The 19,751-nt window shown below is 43.9% G+C and carries 19 protein-coding genes; 13 read left to right on the forward strand and 6 right to left on the reverse strand.

What is annotated here, in order from left to right:
- Window positions 1-56 precede the first annotated feature (56 nt).
- A complete protein-coding gene (locus M301_RS02850; protein WP_013147253.1) occupies window positions 57-557 on the forward strand; it encodes a peroxiredoxin family protein in 501 nt (166 codons plus the stop codon).
- A gap of 390 nt (window positions 558-947) precedes the next feature.
- Window positions 948-1,484, forward strand: a complete 537-nt coding sequence (locus M301_RS02855; protein ID WP_013147254.1) for a hypothetical protein — start codon at window positions 948-950, stop codon at window positions 1,482-1,484.
- 47 nt (window positions 1,485-1,531) lie between these two features.
- On the opposite strand, the gene M301_RS02860 is transcribed toward M301_RS02855, so the two are convergent.
- Window positions 1,532-2,497 carry a hypothetical protein gene (locus M301_RS02860; RefSeq protein WP_013147255.1) on the reverse strand — a complete coding sequence of 322 codons (966 nt, stop codon included), beginning with the start codon at window positions 2,495-2,497 and terminating at the stop codon, window positions 1,532-1,534.
- A gap of 184 nt (window positions 2,498-2,681) precedes the next feature.
- Between M301_RS02860 and M301_RS02865 the strand changes: the two genes are divergently transcribed.
- Entirely contained in the window at window positions 2,682-3,890 is a 1,209-nt protein-coding gene (locus M301_RS02865; protein WP_013147256.1) for a sialidase/neuraminidase family protein, read from the forward strand.
- An 18-nt stretch (window positions 3,891-3,908) separates the two neighbouring features.
- Here the strand turns inward: M301_RS02865 and M301_RS02870 are convergent, their stop codons facing one another.
- The 3 genes from M301_RS02870 to M301_RS02880 all read right to left on the reverse strand — a co-directional run bounded on the left by M301_RS02870 (window position 3,909) and on the right by M301_RS02880 (window position 7,123).
- A complete protein-coding gene (locus M301_RS02870; RefSeq protein ID WP_013147257.1) occupies window positions 3,909-4,568 on the reverse strand; it encodes a sulfite exporter TauE/SafE family protein in 660 nt (219 codons plus the stop codon).
- Window positions 4,569-4,658: 90 nt separating this feature from the next.
- Window positions 4,659-4,802, reverse strand: a complete 144-nt coding sequence (ccoS, locus tag M301_RS02875) for a cbb3-type cytochrome oxidase assembly protein CcoS (protein WP_013147258.1) — start codon at window positions 4,800-4,802, stop codon at window positions 4,659-4,661.
- Entirely contained in the window at window positions 4,802-7,123 is a 2,322-nt protein-coding gene (locus M301_RS02880) for a heavy metal translocating P-type ATPase (protein ID WP_013147259.1), read from the reverse strand. Before M301_RS02880 ends, ccoS begins: the two co-directional genes overlap by 1 nt.
- Before the next feature lie 177 nt (window positions 7,124-7,300).
- Here M301_RS02880 and clpB point away from each other — a divergent pair, with 177 nt between their 5' ends.
- From clpB to M301_RS02925, 9 genes are all read left to right on the forward strand, one after another.
- Window positions 7,301-9,892, forward strand: a complete 2,592-nt coding sequence (clpB, locus tag M301_RS02885; RefSeq protein ID WP_013147260.1) for an ATP-dependent chaperone ClpB — start codon at window positions 7,301-7,303, stop codon at window positions 9,890-9,892.
- 24 nt (window positions 9,893-9,916) lie between these two features.
- Window positions 9,917-10,873: a lytic transglycosylase domain-containing protein gene (locus M301_RS02890; protein WP_013147261.1), complete on the forward strand. Its 957-nt coding sequence runs from the start codon at window positions 9,917-9,919 to the stop codon at window positions 10,871-10,873.
- 13 nt (window positions 10,874-10,886) lie between these two features.
- Window positions 10,887-11,462 carry a hypothetical protein gene (locus M301_RS02895; RefSeq protein WP_238524658.1) on the forward strand — a complete coding sequence of 192 codons (576 nt, stop codon included), beginning with the start codon at window positions 10,887-10,889 and terminating at the stop codon, window positions 11,460-11,462.
- Window positions 11,463-11,642: 180 nt separating this feature from the next.
- Window positions 11,643-11,870, forward strand: coding sequence for a helix-turn-helix domain-containing protein (locus tag M301_RS02900; RefSeq protein ID WP_013147263.1), 228 nt, complete (start codon window positions 11,643-11,645; stop codon window positions 11,868-11,870).
- A gap of 125 nt (window positions 11,871-11,995) precedes the next feature.
- The gene (locus tag M301_RS02905) at window positions 11,996-14,104 is read left to right on the forward strand and encodes a hypothetical protein (RefSeq protein WP_013147264.1); all 2,109 of its coding nucleotides are present in this window, start codon (window positions 11,996-11,998) and stop codon (window positions 14,102-14,104) included.
- Window positions 14,105-14,259: 155 nt separating this feature from the next.
- Entirely contained in the window at window positions 14,260-14,679 is a 420-nt protein-coding gene (locus M301_RS02910; RefSeq protein WP_013147265.1) for a secondary thiamine-phosphate synthase enzyme YjbQ, read from the forward strand.
- Window positions 14,680-14,684: 5 nt separating this feature from the next.
- Complete coding sequence (locus M301_RS02915; RefSeq protein ID WP_013147266.1) at window positions 14,685-15,047, forward strand: eCIS core domain-containing protein; 363 nt, start codon at window positions 14,685-14,687, stop codon at window positions 15,045-15,047.
- Window positions 15,048-15,202: 155 nt separating this feature from the next.
- Window positions 15,203-15,700: a peptidoglycan-binding protein LysM gene (lysM, locus tag M301_RS02920; protein ID WP_013147267.1), complete on the forward strand. Its 498-nt coding sequence runs from the start codon at window positions 15,203-15,205 to the stop codon at window positions 15,698-15,700.
- 154 nt (window positions 15,701-15,854) lie between these two features.
- Window positions 15,855-16,145: a hypothetical protein gene (locus M301_RS02925; RefSeq protein ID WP_013147268.1), complete on the forward strand. Its 291-nt coding sequence runs from the start codon at window positions 15,855-15,857 to the stop codon at window positions 16,143-16,145.
- A gap of 96 nt (window positions 16,146-16,241) precedes the next feature.
- Here M301_RS02925 and M301_RS02930 read toward each other — a convergent pair whose 3' ends face one another.
- Window positions 16,242-17,513 (reverse strand): murein hydrolase activator EnvC family protein, encoded by a 1,272-nt coding sequence (locus tag M301_RS02930; RefSeq protein ID WP_013147269.1) that lies wholly within the window; start codon window positions 17,511-17,513, stop codon window positions 16,242-16,244.
- Window position 17,514: 1 nt separating this feature from the next.
- Window positions 17,515-19,071 carry a 2,3-bisphosphoglycerate-independent phosphoglycerate mutase gene (gene gpmI / locus M301_RS02935; RefSeq protein WP_013147270.1) on the reverse strand — a complete coding sequence of 519 codons (1,557 nt, stop codon included), beginning with the start codon at window positions 19,069-19,071 and terminating at the stop codon, window positions 17,515-17,517.
- Window positions 19,072-19,255: 184 nt separating this feature from the next.
- On the opposite strand from gpmI, the gene M301_RS02940 reads away from it, so the two are divergent.
- Window positions 19,256-19,750, forward strand: a complete 495-nt coding sequence (locus M301_RS02940; RefSeq protein ID WP_013147271.1) for a rhodanese-like domain-containing protein — start codon at window positions 19,256-19,258, stop codon at window positions 19,748-19,750.
- Window position 19,751 lies beyond the last annotated feature (1 nt).

The following is a 19,751-nucleotide window of genomic DNA, read 5'->3' on the forward strand; positions in this document are numbered from 1 at the left end:
TAAGGCAATATTGAAATATGCTAGTATTTGTTAACAATATTTAGATGATGTGTAATATGGCTTCAATGATCAGATTATTACTTTTAGTATTTTTGGCGGGTATACACACTTCTGCCTATGCGGTTGAAGAGGGGAAGCTTGCGCCACTGCTTACCGCCAAGCTGCTGGATGGTAAATCATTTTCAACTGAATCGGTAAAAGGTGAGGTGGTGATTGTGAACTTCTGGGCAACTTGGTGCCCACCATGCAGACAAGAAATGCCCGCGTTCGAAAGTTATTATCAAAAGCATAAGAACCAAGGTTTAAGGATAATTGCCGTGAGCTTAGATGAGCCTGCGGATTTGGCTAAAGTGCGCGAAGTCATGCGTGACTATACTTTTGACGCGGCGTTAGAAAGTGAAAGTCAGCACAAAGGTTATGGTCGAATCTGGCGTTTACCATTAACCTTTGTGATTGATCGCAAAGGCGTCTTACGTAAAGACGGCTGGTACGGTGCAGCAGGCATAGATTTACCATTACTAGATAAAATCGTCACGCCACTGCTTGAAGAAAAGTAGCGGTTTATTTTGGGTATTGGGTTTCTGTGATGGATTTAGCCAAAAATTGGCTGAATTAAAATCGACTCAGGTTCCTTGATTCTGTTATTTTCTGCACTAGACTCAGCAATTTGCAGCATATTTACATCAGGCGCAGTATAATCACGCAAATATTTAATTGATTGCCGTACTAGTCGTGCGGTGAGGAACACGACCGTTAATGAGCAGGTCGTAGATTCGAAGCCTACTCGGCAAGCCAGGCATAGCAAGCAATCAGGCCATCCTTTGAGGTGGTCTTTTTTTTGAGCGGATAAACCCCTGACTGCCAGCTATGACGCGCTCACACAAGACATGATCCCTTCAGCGAGTGCTGATCTCTGTGGGTTTCAACTAATTTAAGGAGCAATACCCGTGACAAACGCACAACGCAGAGCACTTAGCCGCATGGCTGAAATGAATTCATCAAATATCGATAGCAAGCCTGAGCCGACGCACAGTAGCGGGTTCTGCCCGCATGAAGCAGGCGCGTATTATCTGGTAACGGTGGAGATTGTCGGCAAGGTTATCAATCTACTCGCTATGGAAATCGAACCGCCTGTTCATACCTACACCATCAACACCATTAATTTTGAACAAGATCCCGATTCTGGCAAATGGATCTGGTTTGATGGTAAAGAGAAATTATCTCCACGCAAAAACCAAGATAGTTGGCGTCTTGGCAGCAAGAAGTTATATGACACACGCGAAGTGGCTGAGGCGGAGCTTCAGCGCGTGATGGTCAAAAACGGTGATCGAGTGACCAAGGTACATGACCTGCCAGACGATGTGACTGCGTTGAAAAAGATCCGCAGTGCCCATCACCCAGACCGCAATAACCCAGATTCTGACCATGATCTCTATCAGGCAGTTATCGAGAAAATGGACAGGATGCGTGCAGTGAGTGCGTAAGTCACACCTTAGCCTGACCGCGTAACAACTCGATTTATTACCTCAGCTTAGAAACTAAAGCGTAAGCCTGTAGAAAGCAATACATTTGGCTCAATTTGGTAGCCGTTCACATGCTGATAAATAGGCACTTGTATAAAACCAAATGCTTGTACTGTTTTGTTGATTGGCACGGTAACGCCAGGGCTAATGTAAATCAGCGTCGCGCCACTATTATCTACATCGGCTTCAGCGCCTGACTCACGTTTTTCGATACGAGTATTGAATTGCAGTTGTGGAATAAATGATTCAAATCCCATGTAACGCACGCCAGCTGTCGCATTTAAACCGTTCCCAGGGCGAAAGTCATTATGCTTGTTAAGGGCTATTTGAACCGTGGCTTGTGCAAAATAATCCCAGTCGCGGTTGATGCTGCCAAAGTAATAGCCGCCTAGTAATAAGTCTGTAGTGCCAGTACCTAGTTGCAAGCCTCTATCAAGTGGTGAACCGTCATTAAAAGTATCGTTGGTTTCACCTGTGGGTAACTTTAAGCCAAATGTGATACCGCTACTGCGGTCTGCGCTTAAACCTTGATAACGGCCCGTCACGCGTAAATCACCTAACCCTTTAGATGACGACGTGATAAGTGCAGCAGGGTCTGGATAGTCGCCATCTTCGCCGTAAGTACCGTGAGAGCGGTTAAATATAGGCAGTAGTAGGTTAATCGCCCAGTCTTGGTTAAAGCTATGATCCAGCCCCAAAGTCAGGTTGCGGTTGATGGTGGTATCTTGTACTTCTGTGCCCACAGGAATGTTGCTGCGGCTTACTGAACTAGTGCCATTTCGGTAATCACTCTGTTTGAAATAGTCGAAACGAACGTCAAATCGCGTACCTTCGCCAGATGAAATCCCTTGTGATGACCAATCTGAATTGAGCGTACAGCCGCAACTTGAGCATGCAAATGCATCGGTTGATGAGGCGAAAGCCAATGTCGCAAATGATGCTACGAGCAGGTGATTTTTGGTAAGCAAAGACATGATTTACTTTCAACACATAAAACTATACTTTAGATTATGAACTAGCATGGGTATAGAGTAAATGTGACAAATTGTCGCAGGGGCAGCGGAAAACCAGGGTTCTATCTTCATAGGTTAAAATTATTCGATAAATAGATGTTGGGTAAATATTCGTTTTAAATACTCAATGGCGTAAACTTCCAGCATGAAAATATTATTAGCACTTTGTTTGTTTTGCTCGTCATTAGTCGCAAGTGCGCACGACGATCACACTAAATCTCAAGACAACTCTCTGGCTATTAGCGTGGCGTTTGATGCGCAAGGCAGTTTATGGAGAGTGCTTGAAAAAAATGGATTGATACTTGTAAGCTCAAGCCGTGATTTAGGCAAAACTTTTTCTAGCCCCGTGCAAGTCACACCCAATGCACAAAAAATAGGCGCAGATGGTGAGGCGCGACCTAAAATCGCGATTGGCCCAGAAGGCAATATTTACCTCACTTGGACAGAGGCTTTAAAGAAGCCGTTTACAGGGTATATTTGGTTTTCACGTTCAATCAATGGTGGTAAAAGTTTTGAAAAGCCGATCATTGTACATACAGACCGTGCTGAGATTACACATCGATTTGATGAGCTCAACGTTGCGAAAACTGGTGATGCTAAAGGAAAAGTCACTGTTACTTGGATTGATAAGCGCGATTTAATTGCAGCTAAATCTGCAGGTAAACCTTACGAAGGTGCAGCGATCTATTACGCGACTTCCAGTAATCAAGGGGCAAGTTTCGCACCTGAGCAAAAACTGGCTGATAGTAGTTGTGAGTGCTGCCGTATTGCTTTAACCAATAAGCCAGATGGTACGGTGGCGGCAATGTGGCGCCATGTGTTTGAAGGCAGTGAGCGCGATCACATGATGGCTGAAATTCCTGTACAAGTAAATCAAGTGCCCGTCACGAAGCGCGCGACTTTTGGTCGCTGGAAAATTGATGGCTGCCCGCATCACGGCGCGGCGCTTGCTACTGGTGGCGAAGGGAAAGATTGGTGGGGCTATCATATGGCATGGTTTGACGGCGGTAATGACGATTCAGGTAAAGATGCCAGCTTGTTTTATGCCCGTATGGATGGCGAAGCTTGGGTTTCTTCGCCACCGAAAAAGTTTGGTAAGCACAATAATCAGGCGGGTCATCCAGCTTTATTGAGCATGGGCGAGAATGTTTGGCTGGTTTGGCGCGAGATTGAAAGTAAAAATAATAAAATACTGGGTATGTTTTCTGACGATGGAGGCAGAAGCTGGGGCGCACCAAAAGAGCTTGCAACTAGTGCAGGTAAATCGGACTATCCGATTTTACTGACTAAAGACAATCGAGCTTACTTGGCTTGGAATACTGATAAAGACGGTTTGATTTTGCTTGGTTTGTAGTTTTTACAAGCTTCAGTTCTACATGCACCATACTTTTGCATCATGCGTCAGTGACATCCAAATAGCCCAAGCACTGGCGCTACTGAGCAATAAGCCTGCAAGGCGCATGCCATACGGCTCTACCATCGTTGTTTTGAGTTTAAGCCATAACCATGGCGCGAAAAATAATGAGATTGCAGAGCCTACAGCAAATGCCGCCATACTGAGTGCGCCGCCTAGCGGGTTGCCATTGAATGAGGCAATGATGAGTGCGGAATAAAGTAAGCCGCAAGGCATTAATGCCCAAAGCATGCCGATATAAAAATAGCCGCCGTTTATTTTGCTGAGTTTTTTAACATGCTGCCAAATACGCCGTCCAGCTTGATCTATCCATATCGGCTGGCGTGCATAAATGACTAGTATCAAACCCCAGAAAAAAACCAGCACATGAAAGAACGTCCATAGCGGGTGCAAAATGGCGCTATAGCTAGAAAGCCAAGCAATGCTTTGAATGGCAAACGTGGCGATTGCGCCTAATAGCGCATAGCCACACACCCGTCCTAAGTGATAAAAGTAAATCGCATAGGGTTTATCTGGCGATTGTGTGAATGAGGTGCAAGCCGCGCCGCACATGGCTACACAATGTGGGCCACCAGCCAAGCCCATGATGAGCGCGCTATAGATAAGTGCTGTTTGCATGATTGATTGAGAGTGTTTTTTGAAGTGAGGTTTATTGCGTAACCGAACGGATTTTAATTAAGGTATCTCAATTGAAGTTTATTGGTCTGACTATTCTTTATCTTCTTCAAAAATACGTCTGCCTTCTTCTTCAATGTCTTCAAATTGGCCGCGATAAACTGCCCACCAAAGGCCGCCAAGTACCACTAACCCCATCACAACTGAAAGCGGTACGAGTATAAACAGGATATCCATTATTTAGCCTTAGTTTCCGAAAAGGTAGTTAATCGCAGCGCGTTTAGAACAACGATGATAGAACTCACAGCCATGCCCAAACCCGCTAACCAAGCGGATAATACGCCAAAAAATGCGAGTGGAATACACACTACATTGTAAACAATAGCCCAGGCAATATTTTGTTTGATAATGGTCATGGTTTTTCGTGCATGACGAATCAGTTGTGGAATTTGACTAATGTCACCGTTTAGCAAAACGTAGTCCGCATGGGCAAGCGTCAGCGGTACGCCTTTGCCCATGGCAATAGACACATGGGCGCTGGCTAAAATTGGACCATCATTTAAGCCGTCACCTACCATGAGTATATTTTTGCCTTGCTGTTTTAGAGCGTGCAGTCGAGATAGTTTGTCTTGCGGACTACATGCCGCTTGAAATTGCGTAATCCCAATTTCCTTAGCGGTATTCACTACAGTATGCGCTTGGTCACCAGATAAAAGCTCTACGCTTAAATTAGCATCCTTTAATTGCTGAATGGCTAGTGCTGCATTGTGTTTAACCGCTTCATGTAAACTAAATGTTGCTAGCCAGCCATTTGCATCAGTAAGAAATACTTGTTGAGAGCGTTCGCTTGGCTCCACTACTCCGCAAAACTTGGCAGAGCCTAACTTTAAGTGCGAATTGATTAAATCTGCATGAGCCGTATTAGCTTGTAAGGTGGCGCTAATGCCTGCACCAACTACTTCTTGAATATTAGTGAGCGTTATCGATGATTGATCAGAGTTTTGCTGATTTGCACTGACTAAAGCACGTGAAACAGGGTGCATAGAGTGTTGCGCCACTGCTGCGGCCAAAGCTAGAGCGTCGTTTTCGGTCAGCCCTTGTTTATAAGTGATTGATTGCACCTCGATGTGATCTTCAGTCAGCGTGCCAGTTTTATCAAAAATAACCGTATCGATATTCGCAATACTTTCTATCGCTTGCAGACGCCTAATAAGAATGCCGCGTTTAACAAATGCACTGGCGCTGGCTAACATAGCGGCAGGTGTGGCTAATGACAATGCGCAAGGGCAGGTGACAATTAATACCGCCGCGGCAGTCATTAATGCACGGGCTGGATCTGTATGCCATAACAAAGCGGCCGCAACTGCTGCGCTTAGAATAACAAAAAACAAAAATGGTCTTGCAACACGATCCGCTAATTGAGATAACCTTGGTTTTTCAATCGCCGCTTGATTGATTAAGTTAACAATCTGCCCGTATTGTGTGGATTCGCCTATAGCTTCCAGCACGATATTCACGGTTTGACCTAAGTTGTAACTACCCGCTACAACCTTATCATGCAGATTCTTTTGTATAGGCGTTGACTCTCCTGTGAGTAGCGACTCATCTACGCGGGTGTCACCTAATACGAGTTTGCCATCGGCAGGAAATGCTTCGCCTATATGCACGCGCGCAATATCGCCGACTTTAAGTTGGCTGTTTAACACGCGAGTATATGAGCCATCTAGGTTTTGGCGCTCGATGTTTTCTGGAATGCGGCTGACTAAAGCTTCCATTGAACCTAATGTTTTGCTGTGTAGTTTCACTTCTATGAGTCTGGCCGAAAGCAAAAAGAACACAAACATAGTCAGTGAGTCGAAATAGATTTTGTCTCCCCACCAGCCATGAGGCGCGAAAGTTGCTGCAGAGCTTACTATAAAGGTGATGGCTATACCCAATGCTACAGGTAAATCCATGCTGATTTGTCTGTGTTTTAAATCGCGGAATGCATTAGCAAAAAATGTACTGCTGGAGAATAATAATACTGGCAGGCTCAATATCCATGATGCCCAATTAAGTAAGATGGCAATGTCAGGTGTGATGTCACCAGGTTTGGTAAAGTAGCTTGGGCTGGCATACATCATCACTTGCATCATGCAAAAGCCTGCGACTAACCAACGCCAAAATGCAGCACGACTTTTTTTAGTGGTATTTAGCTGGTTTTCATTATGTGAAGCAGGGTTCGCGCTATAACCCATGGCTTGAATGGCGCCGAGTATAGTTGAAGGCTTGGTTAATGCGGGTGACCAAATCACAGAAGCACGTTTTTTTGACATACTCACTCGCGCGCTGACAATCCCTGGCAATGTGCTCAAACCACGTTCTATAGTGCCAGAACAAGCCGCGCAGCGTAAGCCATCTAGCAGTAAGCTAGACTCTACAAGTGAATGAGTAGGGTCGTTCCCCGCAGGCTGGCTAAAAGCTTGCCATTGATCTTGAGTATCTAAAATCACCCAAGATGGATTGGGTGAGTTTGGCTCGGTGGCAAAAATCTCAGTGGTAGAAGTGCTAGTTAGCAAAGTTACTCCAAACAATATGACGAAGTGCTAAATAAAATTAAAATTCGACTTAATGAAGTAGGATTACTTTTTCATCAAGAAGTTTAAGAAATTTAGCTAGCCGTAAACCTGATTACATATTGTAAATCAGCTACTAAGCCCCACGTTAGATGTATATCAACTGAAATGGAGTTAAACATGCGTTTTGATAAACTAACTACAAAATTTCAACAAGCACTTAACGATGCACAAAGCTTAGCAGTCGCTAATGATAGCCCAACCATAGAGGCCTTACACCTACTTTCTGCGTTAGTGATGCAAGAAGATGGCGGTACTTCTTCGTTGCTGGCGCATGCAGGTGTGCATTTGGCGCCGCTTAAAACGGCACTCACTGCGGCTATAAGTAATTTAGCAAAGTCATCTGATAGTTCTGGTGAGGTGGCGATATCCCGCGACCTGAATAACTTGCTGAATGTGACCGATAAACTATCGCTTAAACGTGGTGATAGTTTTATCGCAAGTGAGATGTTTTTACTGGCTTTATGCGACGATAAAGGTGAAGCAGGTAAGCTACTTAAAGCGAATGGCTTGTCGAAATCTGCATTAGATCAAGCGATTAATGAAGTGCGTGGTGGTGAGCAAGTGAATGAATCTGATGCGGAATCCAATCGCGAAGCCCTTAAGAAATATACACTGGATTTAACTGAGCGCGCCAGAATGGGCAAACTAGACCCAGTGATTGGTCGTGATGATGAGATTCGTCGTACGATTCAAATTCTTGGGCGCCGTACAAAAAATAACCCTGTGTTGATTGGTGAGCCTGGCGTGGGTAAAACCGCGATTGTAGAAGGTTTGGCGCAACGTATCGTCAATGGTGAAGTGCCTGATTCGCTCAAAGGCAAAAAAGTGTTGTCATTAGATATGGCAGCTTTGTTGGCGGGTGCTAAATATCGAGGTGATTTTGAAGAGCGTTTGAAATCAGTGTTAAAAGAACTGGCGCAAGATGAAGGCCAGACGATTGTCTTTATCGATGAAATTCATACCATGGTTGGTGCGGGTAAAGCAGAAGGCGCGATGGATGCTGGCAATATGTTAAAACCTGCTTTGGCACGTGGTGAGTTGCATTGCGTGGGTGCTACTACATTGGACGAATATCGTAAATATATTGAAAAAGATGCAGCGCTAGAACGTCGTTTCCAAAAAGTTTTAGTAGATGAACCTACGGTAGAAGCCACTATTGCCATTTTACGTGGCTTGCAAGAAAAATATGAGTTGCATCACGGTGTGGAGATTACCGATCCTGCAATTGTAGCGGCGGCTGAATTGAGTCATCGTTACATTACTGATAGGTTCCTTCCCGATAAAGCCATCGACTTGATTGATGAAGCGGCTTCTCGCATCAAAATGGAAATCGACTCCAAGCCAGAGGTGATGGATAAGCTTGAGCGTCGCATGATTCAGTTGAAAATCGAACGTGAGGCGGTACGTCGTGAAAAAGACGAAGGTAGTAAAAAACGCTTTAATTTGATTGAAGAAGAGTTTGGGCGCTTAGAAAAAGAATATGCGGATTTAGAAGATATCTGGAAAGCTGAAAAAGCCCAAGTGCAAGGCTCTGCGCATATTAAAGAAGAGATTGAAAAAATCAAATTTGAGATGGAAGAAGCCACGCGCAAAGGTGAATGGCAAAAAGTTTCCGAGTTGCAATATGGAAAATTACCCGCGCTTGAGGCTCAGTTAAAACAAGCCTCTAACTCAGAAGCGACTTCAACTCAAACTAAGCACAAAATGTTGCGTACCGAAGTGGGCGCAGATGAAATCGCCGAAGTGGTGAGTCGTGCGACGGGCATACCTGTTTCTAAAATGATGCAAGGTGAGCGCGGTAAATTATTAACTATGGAAACCAAACTACATGAGCGTGTAGTGGGGCAAGATGAGGCTGTGCGATTAGTGTCAGACGCGATTCGTCGCTCACGCTCTGGCTTAGGTGACCCTAATCGTCCTTACGGAAGCTTCTTATTCTTAGGACCGACAGGCGTTGGTAAAACTGAGCTTTGCAAAGCCTTGGCGGGCTTTTTGTTTGATTCGGAAGACCATTTAATTCGTATCGACATGAGTGAGTTTATGGAGAAACACTCTGTTGCACGCATGATAGGTGCGCCTCCTGGCTATGTAGGTTATGAAGAAGGTGGCACGCTGACTGAGGCTGTGCGTCGCAAACCGTATAGTGTGATTCTGTTGGATGAGGTTGAAAAAGCGCATCCTGATGTGTTTAATGTTTTACTGCAAGTGTTGGATGATGGACGATTAACCGATGGGCAAGGCCGCACTGTAGACTTTAAAAACACGGTGATTATCATGACGTCTAACTTAGGCAGTCAGATGATACAAAGCATGGCAGACCAAGATTACCAAGTGGTGAAACTTGCGGTGATGGGCGAAGTGAAAGCGCACTTCAGGCCTGAGTTCGTCAACCGTATCGATGAAGTGGTCGTTTTCCATGCATTGGGTGAAGATAATATTAAAGCGATTGCGGAGATACAGTTGCAATACTTGGCAAAACGTTTAGCAGCAATGGATATGCAGTTGGAGCTTACTGATGCAGCAATCACCGAAATTGCCAATGCCGGTTTTGATCCAGTCTACGGTGCACGTCCGCTTAAACGTGCAATTCAGTCTGAGATTGAAAATCCACTCTCTCGCGAAATACTATCCGGTAATTTTGCAGCTAAAGATACTATTAAGGTAGACGTTAAAGCAGGTAAGATTGTATTCTCAAAATCCGCGGTTTGATGAGTCAAAAGTTAAGGGCTGTATTTGTTAAAAGAACGGCTGAAACCTAGTTTTCTTAGTGCAATGCTTGCTGTTTGTTTAATGACAGCAGGCTTTGCACATGCCGAATTTAGCGCGCAAGAGTTAGAAGCTTTTGACAACGAGCCGCCAGTTATCAAAGATTTATTGATGCGCGCCAATGTACTGGTCGGCGACGAAGATGATCCCGATGGTGCTTGGAAGGCCGCTGATATGTACTGCAAAGCAGCTCGCTACGGCAGCGCAGAGGCGGTCTACAGGTTAGGGATGCTTTATGCATTTGGGCGCGGCGTGCCAGAAAACCGTGATTATGCAGCTAATTTATTTGGAATCGCTTCCACTCACGGACATTACGAAGCGCAGAAAATGCTCGAAACGATAGAGATTAAAACCTCTGCAACGCCGCCCTGTGTTCTCGATGACGTTGCGCCAGAAAAAGGACTATCTGGCGTTACGTTAGTTAAAGAAACGCCAGAGATTGATCAATACATTGCAAACTTGCCAAAAAACAAACGCTGGGTGCTGCGCTTGGTGAATACGATTTCTAAATGGTACAAAGTCGATGAAAAGTTGGTGCTATCGATAATTTCAGTGGAATCGAACTTCGAGAATGTGGCTACGTCGAATAAAGAGGCACAGGGTTTGATGCAGTTGATACCTGATACCGCTGAGCGGTTCAATGTAAAAAATGCCTATAACGCCTCACAAAATATTAAAGGTGGCGTTGCTTATTTACGCTGGTTATTAGCATATTTTAAAGGTGATGTTGCACTGACTGTAGCAGCCTATAACGCCGGTGAGGGTGCTGTGAATAAGTATAAAGGCATTCCACCCTTTGCTGAAACTAGGTTGTATGTGAAAAAAGTGCAAGCACGTTATCCGTTTAAAACGCATGCTTATGACGCTCAAATTACAGCACCTTCACCAGCTTTAAAAGCCATTAATGCAAAGCGCCGTATATGACGCGAAGGAGTTCATGATGACTAAGCTTATCTTAAACTACAAACCAATATTTGTTTTGGTCAGTTGCTTGGCATTGATTGCTTGTGCAAGTAATAACCAATACTCAGGTGCTGGTTCGCAAAAAATCGACAGAATCTCTGAAGAAGAGCTCGCTAGAATTATGCCTAAACCAGTCGCAACCTTAAGTTTAGATGATTTGGTGAGCTTGACAAAAAGTGGCATGACGGCCGATGCGCTCATAGAAAAAATTCGCATTAGCAACTCTTCATATGATTTAACGCCAAGTCAGATTGTTGACTTGAATAAGCAGGGCGTTGATAACAAAGTGCTGGATTACATTCACACCAGTCGAGAGCTTGCGCTCAAGAATAATGTTGCGGAAGAAATCAATCAGCGTGAAAAAGCTAAGCGTGCAGAGTTGGATAAGCTTAAACAGCAGCAACTGCTAGAAAGACAACAACGCATGTATGACCCATTCTGTGGCTACGGCTATTATGGGCATCCTTATGGCTACGGGGCATTTGGATCACGATTCGGTCATCGCTCTAGGTTTGGTGCCAGTTTTGGTTTTCCACTAGGTTGTTGGTAGGTTCAATAGAGCTTTTCTTTAGAAAATGATTTTTTCAAAAATAACTCAAAAAATATCCTAGATTTTCTGAGTATCCGATTTGTAAATGCAAATTTGCCTTTATATACATCCCAAATTGGGGAATGTAAGTGTTGAAATTTTTTGATACTCTTGCATCAACCTAATTGAAAGAGGCCTATTATGCATGACAATCCATTGACACCAGCACTCTCTAATTTGATGAAAGCTTGCCAAAAATTCAAAACTACCGAATCCAAGGTGTTAGCTGCGCATTTAAATAAATCCCCTGCAACTGTTCGCACTGAGTTTCAACGTGCAATGGCACTTATGAACGTTAATTGTCGTTATGCTGCACTTAAAACAGCCGAAGAAAACGGTTGGTTAGACGTGCCATCCAAGCAACATTAATTCACTGAAAATGCATCTGCTTACATTGAAAATGTATGCAATTGCAGTATGGTGTTTCATATCTCGGTTTAGTAATCTGAATACTTCAAAAATATTCAACTATACATTACTGAGGATGAGGCATTATGGAACAGCAAACATTTAAGAGACAAATAGTATCTGCAGAAATCAGCAAGTTGCGGAGTAATTTTCCTAAACTAATCGTAGGAAATCCTAATTATTTCGGTAATTTATCAGGCGCCGATTTTTTACAGCCTATTCAACAAATACAAGGAAATACACACTATGAAAATTTAGGCTGCCTAGGTCTTCAGCCGCAATTTAATTTACTAAAAGCGGTCGTTTATATTAATCAAGACAGCGGTTACTCTGGCCAGCTTTGTTCAGCGGGCTCGCAAGAGTATGTGAGGTTTTACCTATCATTTGATGATGGGGTGACTTGGATTGACCAAGGTGTCACTAGCCTCAATGTGCATGATGTTAAGCATGAGGGTCGGTTGGAGTATGCTGTTGAGATGCCTGTTGATATTAAAAAGCACTCATGTAAAAAACCTAATCAACTATTGGCGCGCGCTATTTTGTCGTGGAATGTTGCGCCACCTGCCAATACGCCTAACTACACACCAGTGTGGGGTAATGTTGTCAATGCACACGTTCTGGCTCAACCTGCTCAAAGTCTAGTACTTAAAGATTTAATTGACGCATCAATATTAAAAGAAGTGAGCGAGCTCGTTGATGTTGAGCTAAAAATCCCAACGACGCATTTGCCTGTTAATTATGCAGCATTGGAAAGAAGTTATAACGAGGCACAATTAGCCCCGCATCGTTTCGCCTACCCTTTAGTGCAGGAAATCATGGCGCACCCATCAAAATTAAGCGCGCTGCAGGTATTACCCAAGCATTTGTTGGGGGAGTATAAATTTGATTTATCAAAAGTCATTGAGCAGATCGCTAATACTGACGGTAATATTGATTTTGAAGAGCTCAATTGCATCGGTCTGCAACCGAAAGCGACGTTAGACCAGTTGGTAGGTGTGCTGAAAGTTAAAAAACCGCAGGGCTATTCTGGCAATTTATGCACGCCAGGCAGCCGGGAGTATGTACGTTTCTACTTGGATTTTGGGTCAGGCTGGCAAGACATGGGTCTCACTTCGGTACAAGTACATGACATCAGCACGCTGCCAAAAGATGGTTTTAATTATGCGGTATTTTTACCTGTAGATCTGAGCAAGCATAGAAAGCCATGTAAGCAAGGCCCAGTGTACGCAAAAATGCGTGCTATCTTATCTTGGAGTTCACCGCCCCCAGCAAACACGCCAGACTACAAGCCAGTTTGGGGCAACGCTGAAAATACCACAATCATGTTAACACCTGGTGTCGTTCAACAAGGCGATAAGCCTGCACCTATAATTACTGCAGTTTGTGGGCAAAGTGTTGCTGAGATTAACTCGGCGACTGGTACGCTGACCAATGCTGCATTCAGTGATGCCCCATTTGCTAATAGCCTTTGGATTAGCGGCCATATCGGCAATGCACCCGACGCAAGTAGTGGCGCGGCAAAGCTTAAATATCGTTTGAACTACAGCACGGATGGCGTCATCTTTAAACCAGTCGCTAATGCATTCCAACTGAGGCTTGAGCAGTCAAATGGCGGTATTTGGACGTTCCCTCCATCAGTGAATCAGACGCCATCGGCAGGCGGCTATGTAGAGTATCAGGAGGATTTGGTTGCACCTGTGCAAACTTTTGTTAATCTCGATATTTTGGGTGTTTTGCACACGGTTGGCGATGCTAACCCTTACCGCTGGTTGCAGATAGAGGTAATTGATTCACTGAATCCCGCCATATCCTACTTATCTGATGTGATTAAAGTACGCGTAGATAACGTAGCGCCAACTGCCAGCATTGCCATGGATCAAGGATCTTGTTCTGACATTAAAGTAGGTGATGCCGTTACTGGAAGCTATACCACTGCAGATGATTTCTTTGGTGGAGTGTCTCTTGCGGTACTTGGTAGCCCAGGTGGAGTGTTAACTAAAACGCCATCTATCAGCACATCCACAGGTGAAACTGGCACTTGGCGTTTGGAAACGGCGGGTATGACCAAGTGTGGTTATGTTGTTCAACTGACCAGTTCAGACCGCGCACTGATTGGCTATGCAAGCGGCACGGCGTACTCCGCGAGTGGCGGGCATTACTACCAACCAACTGCACTTGGGTTCTGTTTAAGATAAACAACAATTAGCCTATTGTTTCAACATTAATATTGGCTTGATAGGCGCTAAGCTACTCACACCCACTGTCACTAGTGGGTGTTTTTATTTGGCTATCATTTATTTTTATTTTCACTAAAATGTATGTTATCTATTATTTTATTTAGAGCCTGTAGATGCAACAGCATACACAAACAATTCAAGTTAAATCCCACGGTCGTCAGCTTTATGATATTACGCCGCAAGTCTTGGGCTGGGCGAACTCGCTGGGTTTAACAACAGGGCTTATCACGGTTTATATTCAACATACCTCTGCGAGCCTTTTGATTAATGAGAATTATGATCATGATGTACTCGTTGATATGGAAGCATTCTTTAAGCGCTTGGTACCTGATGGTGATCCGTTATTTATTCATACGGTTGAGGGGCCAGACGACATGCCCGCCCATGTGCGTACAGCACTCACGCAAACCAGCTTGTCTATACCGCTTATTGACGGCAAAGCCGCATTAGGTCAATGGCAAGGCATTTTTTTGTATGAGCATCGGCATGTAGCAAGTGCACGAAGAGTGATTTTACATTTGATTGGCGAGTAAGGTTGATGTTGCAACAGGGGCGACCGTTAAGCTTGGCTGAATCTCAGTTATATCAACCTTATTTCCAGTTTAGCACCTTGCAAAAAGTGCGAATTATTGAAGGCCACACGCCTTTTTGGCTAAGCAAAAGCATGTGTGCGGTGGTGTTAGGGCATCGTATTTATTTTCGCGAGCATGCTTATCAATTCGGTACGCCGCAAGGCGTTGAGCTGTTGGCGCATGAGCTTACTCATGTTGAGCAATATTTGTCTGGTATGACTATATTTAAATATTTATGGGCAGCGCGTAAGGGTTATCGACAGAATCCTTATGAGGTTGAAGCCTATGCAAAAGGTGCTGCGGTTAGGGCGCAAATAGGCCTTGCTTAAGCATCTCATTAAATAAGCTTAATGTAATTGTAAAGAAGTGTGAATTCATCGCGCTAACGTTGACCACGCGTATATTAGGCTATAGATTGTTAAGTTGATTTATTTTTACTATATGCCACTTAAATAGGTGTCACTTAATATTCAGGAGAAGCGAAATGGGCATGTTTTCATTTATCAAAAATGCAGGTGAAAAATTATTAGGTATTGGTGATGCAAAAGCTGCCGAAGTCGTCGCAAAAGCAGATCCAACACCAGTCAATGTAGACGCTGCAAATAAAGCGGCAGCGGATGCCATTGCAGCTTATGTGGCAAAAATGAATTTAACTGCGCAAGATTTGAACATTGGTTTTGACGGCGCATCAGCCACGGTCATCGTGCAAGGTATGGCGGCAACGCAGGAAGACAAAGAAAAGATCTTACTTTGCTGCGGTAATGTAGCTGGTGTAGAAAATGTGCAAGATCAGCTTGGTGTAGTTGAAGCAGCTAGTGAGCCAGTATTTTATACAGTTGTGAGTGGTGATACGCTGTCGCATATTGCTAAAGTGCAATACGGTAATGCTAATGATTATATGAAAATCTTTGAAGCGAATAAACCGATGTTAAGCAGTCCTGATAAAATCTACCCAGGCCAATCTTTACGAATCCCAGCATAAATAACTTTATATGCTTTGTAGTTAAGCATTTAATTACAAAGCATTAAACTTAAGTTAGAATGATTGCTTGCGAATTCAGCAGGCTATTTAAATCCTTGAAGCTTGTTTTGTTCAAGGATTATTGATTTTTGAAATTATAAAAAAGGAAATTACGATGTCAGCACTTTTACGTTCTTTATTGGTAGTTAGTGTAACAAGTTTATTATTAGTTGCTTGTGGCGAAAAAGCTGCTGCACCAGTTGAAGCACCAGCACCGGTAACAAACCCAGCAGTTGAAGCACCTGCTCCAGTAGCACCAGCTGCTGAAGCATCATCAGGTCCTGGCGGCTATGAGCCAACAGCTGAAGAACGCGTTCCAGGTATCACGCTTGATGCAGCAGCGGTAGACGCAGCTGCAACTGCAGCAGCACCAGCACCAGCTGCAGAAGCGCCAGCAGCTAAGTAGTAAGTTCTAAATAGAGCAATATCGCTATTCAATAAAAAAGCACGCTGAGGCGTGCTTTTTTATTAGACTTTTTTATGACTTTTATTTTATGATTTACTAATTCACTCGACTCCAACTGAGTGGGTCAAATGGACGGCTCTGACTACGCAGTTCATAATAAAGTCCGTTTGTTTGATTGCCACCGCTATTGCCAACTGAAGCAATCACATCACCAGCCCTTACACTGTCCCCAACTTGTTTTAATACTGCTTGATTGTTACCGTATAAACTCATATAGCCATCACCATGGTCTAAGATAATCAGGTTACCAAAGCCACGCAACCAGTCGGCAAATACGACTCGGCCAGTGGCGACAGACTTCACTTCTGCACCTTCATTGGCTTTAATGAATAAGCCTTTCCATGAAATACCACTATCTTCGCGGCTTGAACCAAAGCGATTCATCACATCGCCTCGCACAGGCAGGCGCAGCTTGCCTCTCAGGGCCGCAAAGCTTGTGCCAGAAAATTCTTGGCTAGGCTCTGTGTTGTTGGCTAGCACTTCTTTAGGCGGCTTGTTGTTTGTAGGGGTTTCTGCCGTATTCGTGGTTGCAGTAGGCTCACGCTTAGGGCGAGCTTTCTTGGGCGTTGGCGGAATAATTTTGGCTAATCGCTCAACTAATTCAGAAAGCCGTTTCTCATCACGCGTTAATTTTTTAATTTCAGTGCGTTGAGCCGCAATTTGTTGCGATAAGTTGTTGACCACTTTAGATTTAGCCTGCTTTTGATTTTCTAAAGCACGCTTCTCATCGACTTGTTTTTGCTTCAGGTCGGCGACTTCTTTTAACGCAGATGCTGTTGCATCATTGAGTTTGCTGATTTTATTTAAGTTGCCTTGCATCTTGCTGATAAGCGAAGCACGGGCTTTGGCAACGTATGAGAAATATTGCACATCACGCGCGATGTCGCTGGGGTTCTCGCTTTGCAAAATCATCTGTAGATAGCTTTGCTGGCCGTGTATATATTGCTGGTACAGCTGCGAACTTAACAAGTTTTGTTGCTGTGTTAGCGCTTGATTGGTACTGATAGAGTCTGATTTTAATTGAGAGAGCGTCTTTTTATTTTGTTGCTGCTTTTGGTTAATTTCAAACAGCTTTTTGTTGGCCTCGCTAATCGCCAACTCACTTTCTTTCAGTGCATCGGCCGCATCTTTATGCGCTTCTTGCGAGTTGTCTAATTCCTTTTTTAGCGCTTCCAAGCGTTGCTGCACATCACTCAAATTTTGTTTTGACTGCTCTTTTTTACTCGCATTTGCATAAGGTACGCAAGCTAGCATCAACACGAAAAGTGAAGTGCAAGCTAACGTAGTTTTAAAATGCTTGTACTTCATCTTAAGCAGTAAAAGTGATGATGTTTTTACCTGTCATTTCACTAGGCTGAGCAACGCCCATCATGGTGAGTAGGGTTGGTGCAAGGTCTGATAATGCGCCATTGGCAGAAAGCGTAGCGTTGCGTCCAATATAAATTAGCGGCACTTTGTTGAGCGTATGTTGCGTGTGCGGTTGGTTATTTTCAACATCAAACATGGTTTCTGCATTGCCGTGGTCAGCCGTAATAATCACTTCGCCGCCTATGCTTTGCATCGCATTTACCACGCGCCCGATGCACGTGTCTAAAGTCTCAATCGCTTTGATGGCTGCAGCTAAATTGCCTGAATGTCCCACCATATCGCCGTTGGCATAGTTGCAAATAATGGCATTGTATTTTTTGCTTAAAATCGCTTCTTCAAGTTTTTCTGTGACCTCAAATGCGCTCATTTCTGGCAGCAAATCGTAGGTTTCTACTTTTGGGGAGGGCACTAAAATACGGTCTTCACCAGCGAATACTTTTTCCTCGCCGCCGTTAAAAAAGAAAGTCACATGCGGGTATTTTTCAGTTTCGGCAATGCGTAATTGCGTTAAACCTAGATTTGAGATGTACTCACCAAAGGTATTATTGACATCCACTGGTGGAAAAATAACCGTCGCTTTGGTTTCACTTTTGTCATACATGGTTAACGTAAAATAGCCGGCTAACTTAGGCACGTGACGTCGGTGGAAACCATCAAAGTGTTCGGCTAGTAATGCATGCGTTAATTGACGTGCGCGGTCAGAACGAAAGTTCATGAAAACCACCAAGTCGCCATCTTCTAGATGCACAGGTTTTTCACCAGCTTTATGAATAGCAGTCGTTTTGACAAACTCATCATTTTCACCGCGTGCGTAGGCGTCATTTAAACCAGCCATCGCTGACTCTGCTGTAAATTCACCAACACCTTCAGTAAATAATTGATAAGCGGCTTCCACGCGAGGCCAACGTTTGTCTCTATCCATGCCGTAAAAACGGCCGCTGATAGAGGCAATTTTACCTACGCCAATCGCAGTGCATTTGTTTTCTAAAGCCTCTATAAAAGGGGCAGCACTTATTGGCGGCGTATCTCTGCCATCTAAAAAGGCGTGAATATAGACTTTGCTTAAACCTTGTTTTGATGCCATTTCTATCATGGCATGAATATGGTCTTGATGGCTGTGAACACCGCCATCAGAAAGTAGCCCAAATATATGTAGTGCCTTATCATTTTGTTTGATGTTTTTTAATGCAGCAGATAATTCAGGATGATTAAAAAACTCACCACTGGCGATGCTATTGTTGATACGCTCAAAATCCTGAAATACTACGCGACCCGCACCAATGTTCAGATGCCCAACTTCAGAGTTGCCCATTTGTCCGTCTGGCAAGCCTACATAATGCTCAGAAGCGTCAATTAAAGTGTGTGGAAAGTGCTTCCATAAACTGTCCCAATTGGGTTTATTGGCTTGCACAATGGCGTTATCTGAAGCTTCTTCACGATAGCCAAAACCATCTAAAATGAGCAAGCATACTGGGGTGATGTTTTGTGGGGCTGACATAAATATTAAACCTAAATATTTGTTTGAATAATGTGCATGTAATGTCACTATTTTAGCGCATTTACACGTAAAATTACTCTATAACTGTGAGTAAAAGTTCGTCTGCTAATTTAGTGCGCCAATGGCGTTGAATTTGGCGATCAGTAGCCCCATGTTCTGAGGGTCAATCATTGAGAGGAAGTACGTGGAATTTTTTAAAAGTAATATCTTGTTAATTGGTCTGGCGATAGGCTCAGGCATTATGTTGTTATTGCCATCATTCAAAAAAGGCGCAGGCGGTGTACCTAATTTAAGTCCTGCAGAAGCGGTGACGCTGATTAATCGTTCCAATGCTTTTGTATTGGATGTGCGCGATGAGGCGGAATTTACTAGTGGGCATATTGCAGATGCAACGAATATTCCGCTTGCTGATTTGGAAGCTAGAATTGGTGAGCTGAAAAAATATCAAAATAAAGCTGTTTTGGTTAACTGCCAAAAAGGCATGCGCGCGGCCAAAGCATGTGACATCCTACGTAAAGCCGAATTTACGCAGGTGAATAACTTGCAAGGTGGTTTGTCGGCTTGGCTTGAAGCTAAGTTGCCTATTGTGACTAAAGCGGCTTCGAAGAAATCGACTGCCAGTAAGGCTGCGAGCAATAAAAAAGCCGCAAACGATGATGCAGCAAATGAGGTAAGCTAAT

It is taken from the genome of Methylotenera versatilis 301, from assembly GCF_000093025.1.
In the GTDB taxonomy this organism is placed as follows: Bacteria; Pseudomonadota; Gammaproteobacteria; order Burkholderiales; family Methylophilaceae; genus Methylotenera; species Methylotenera versatilis.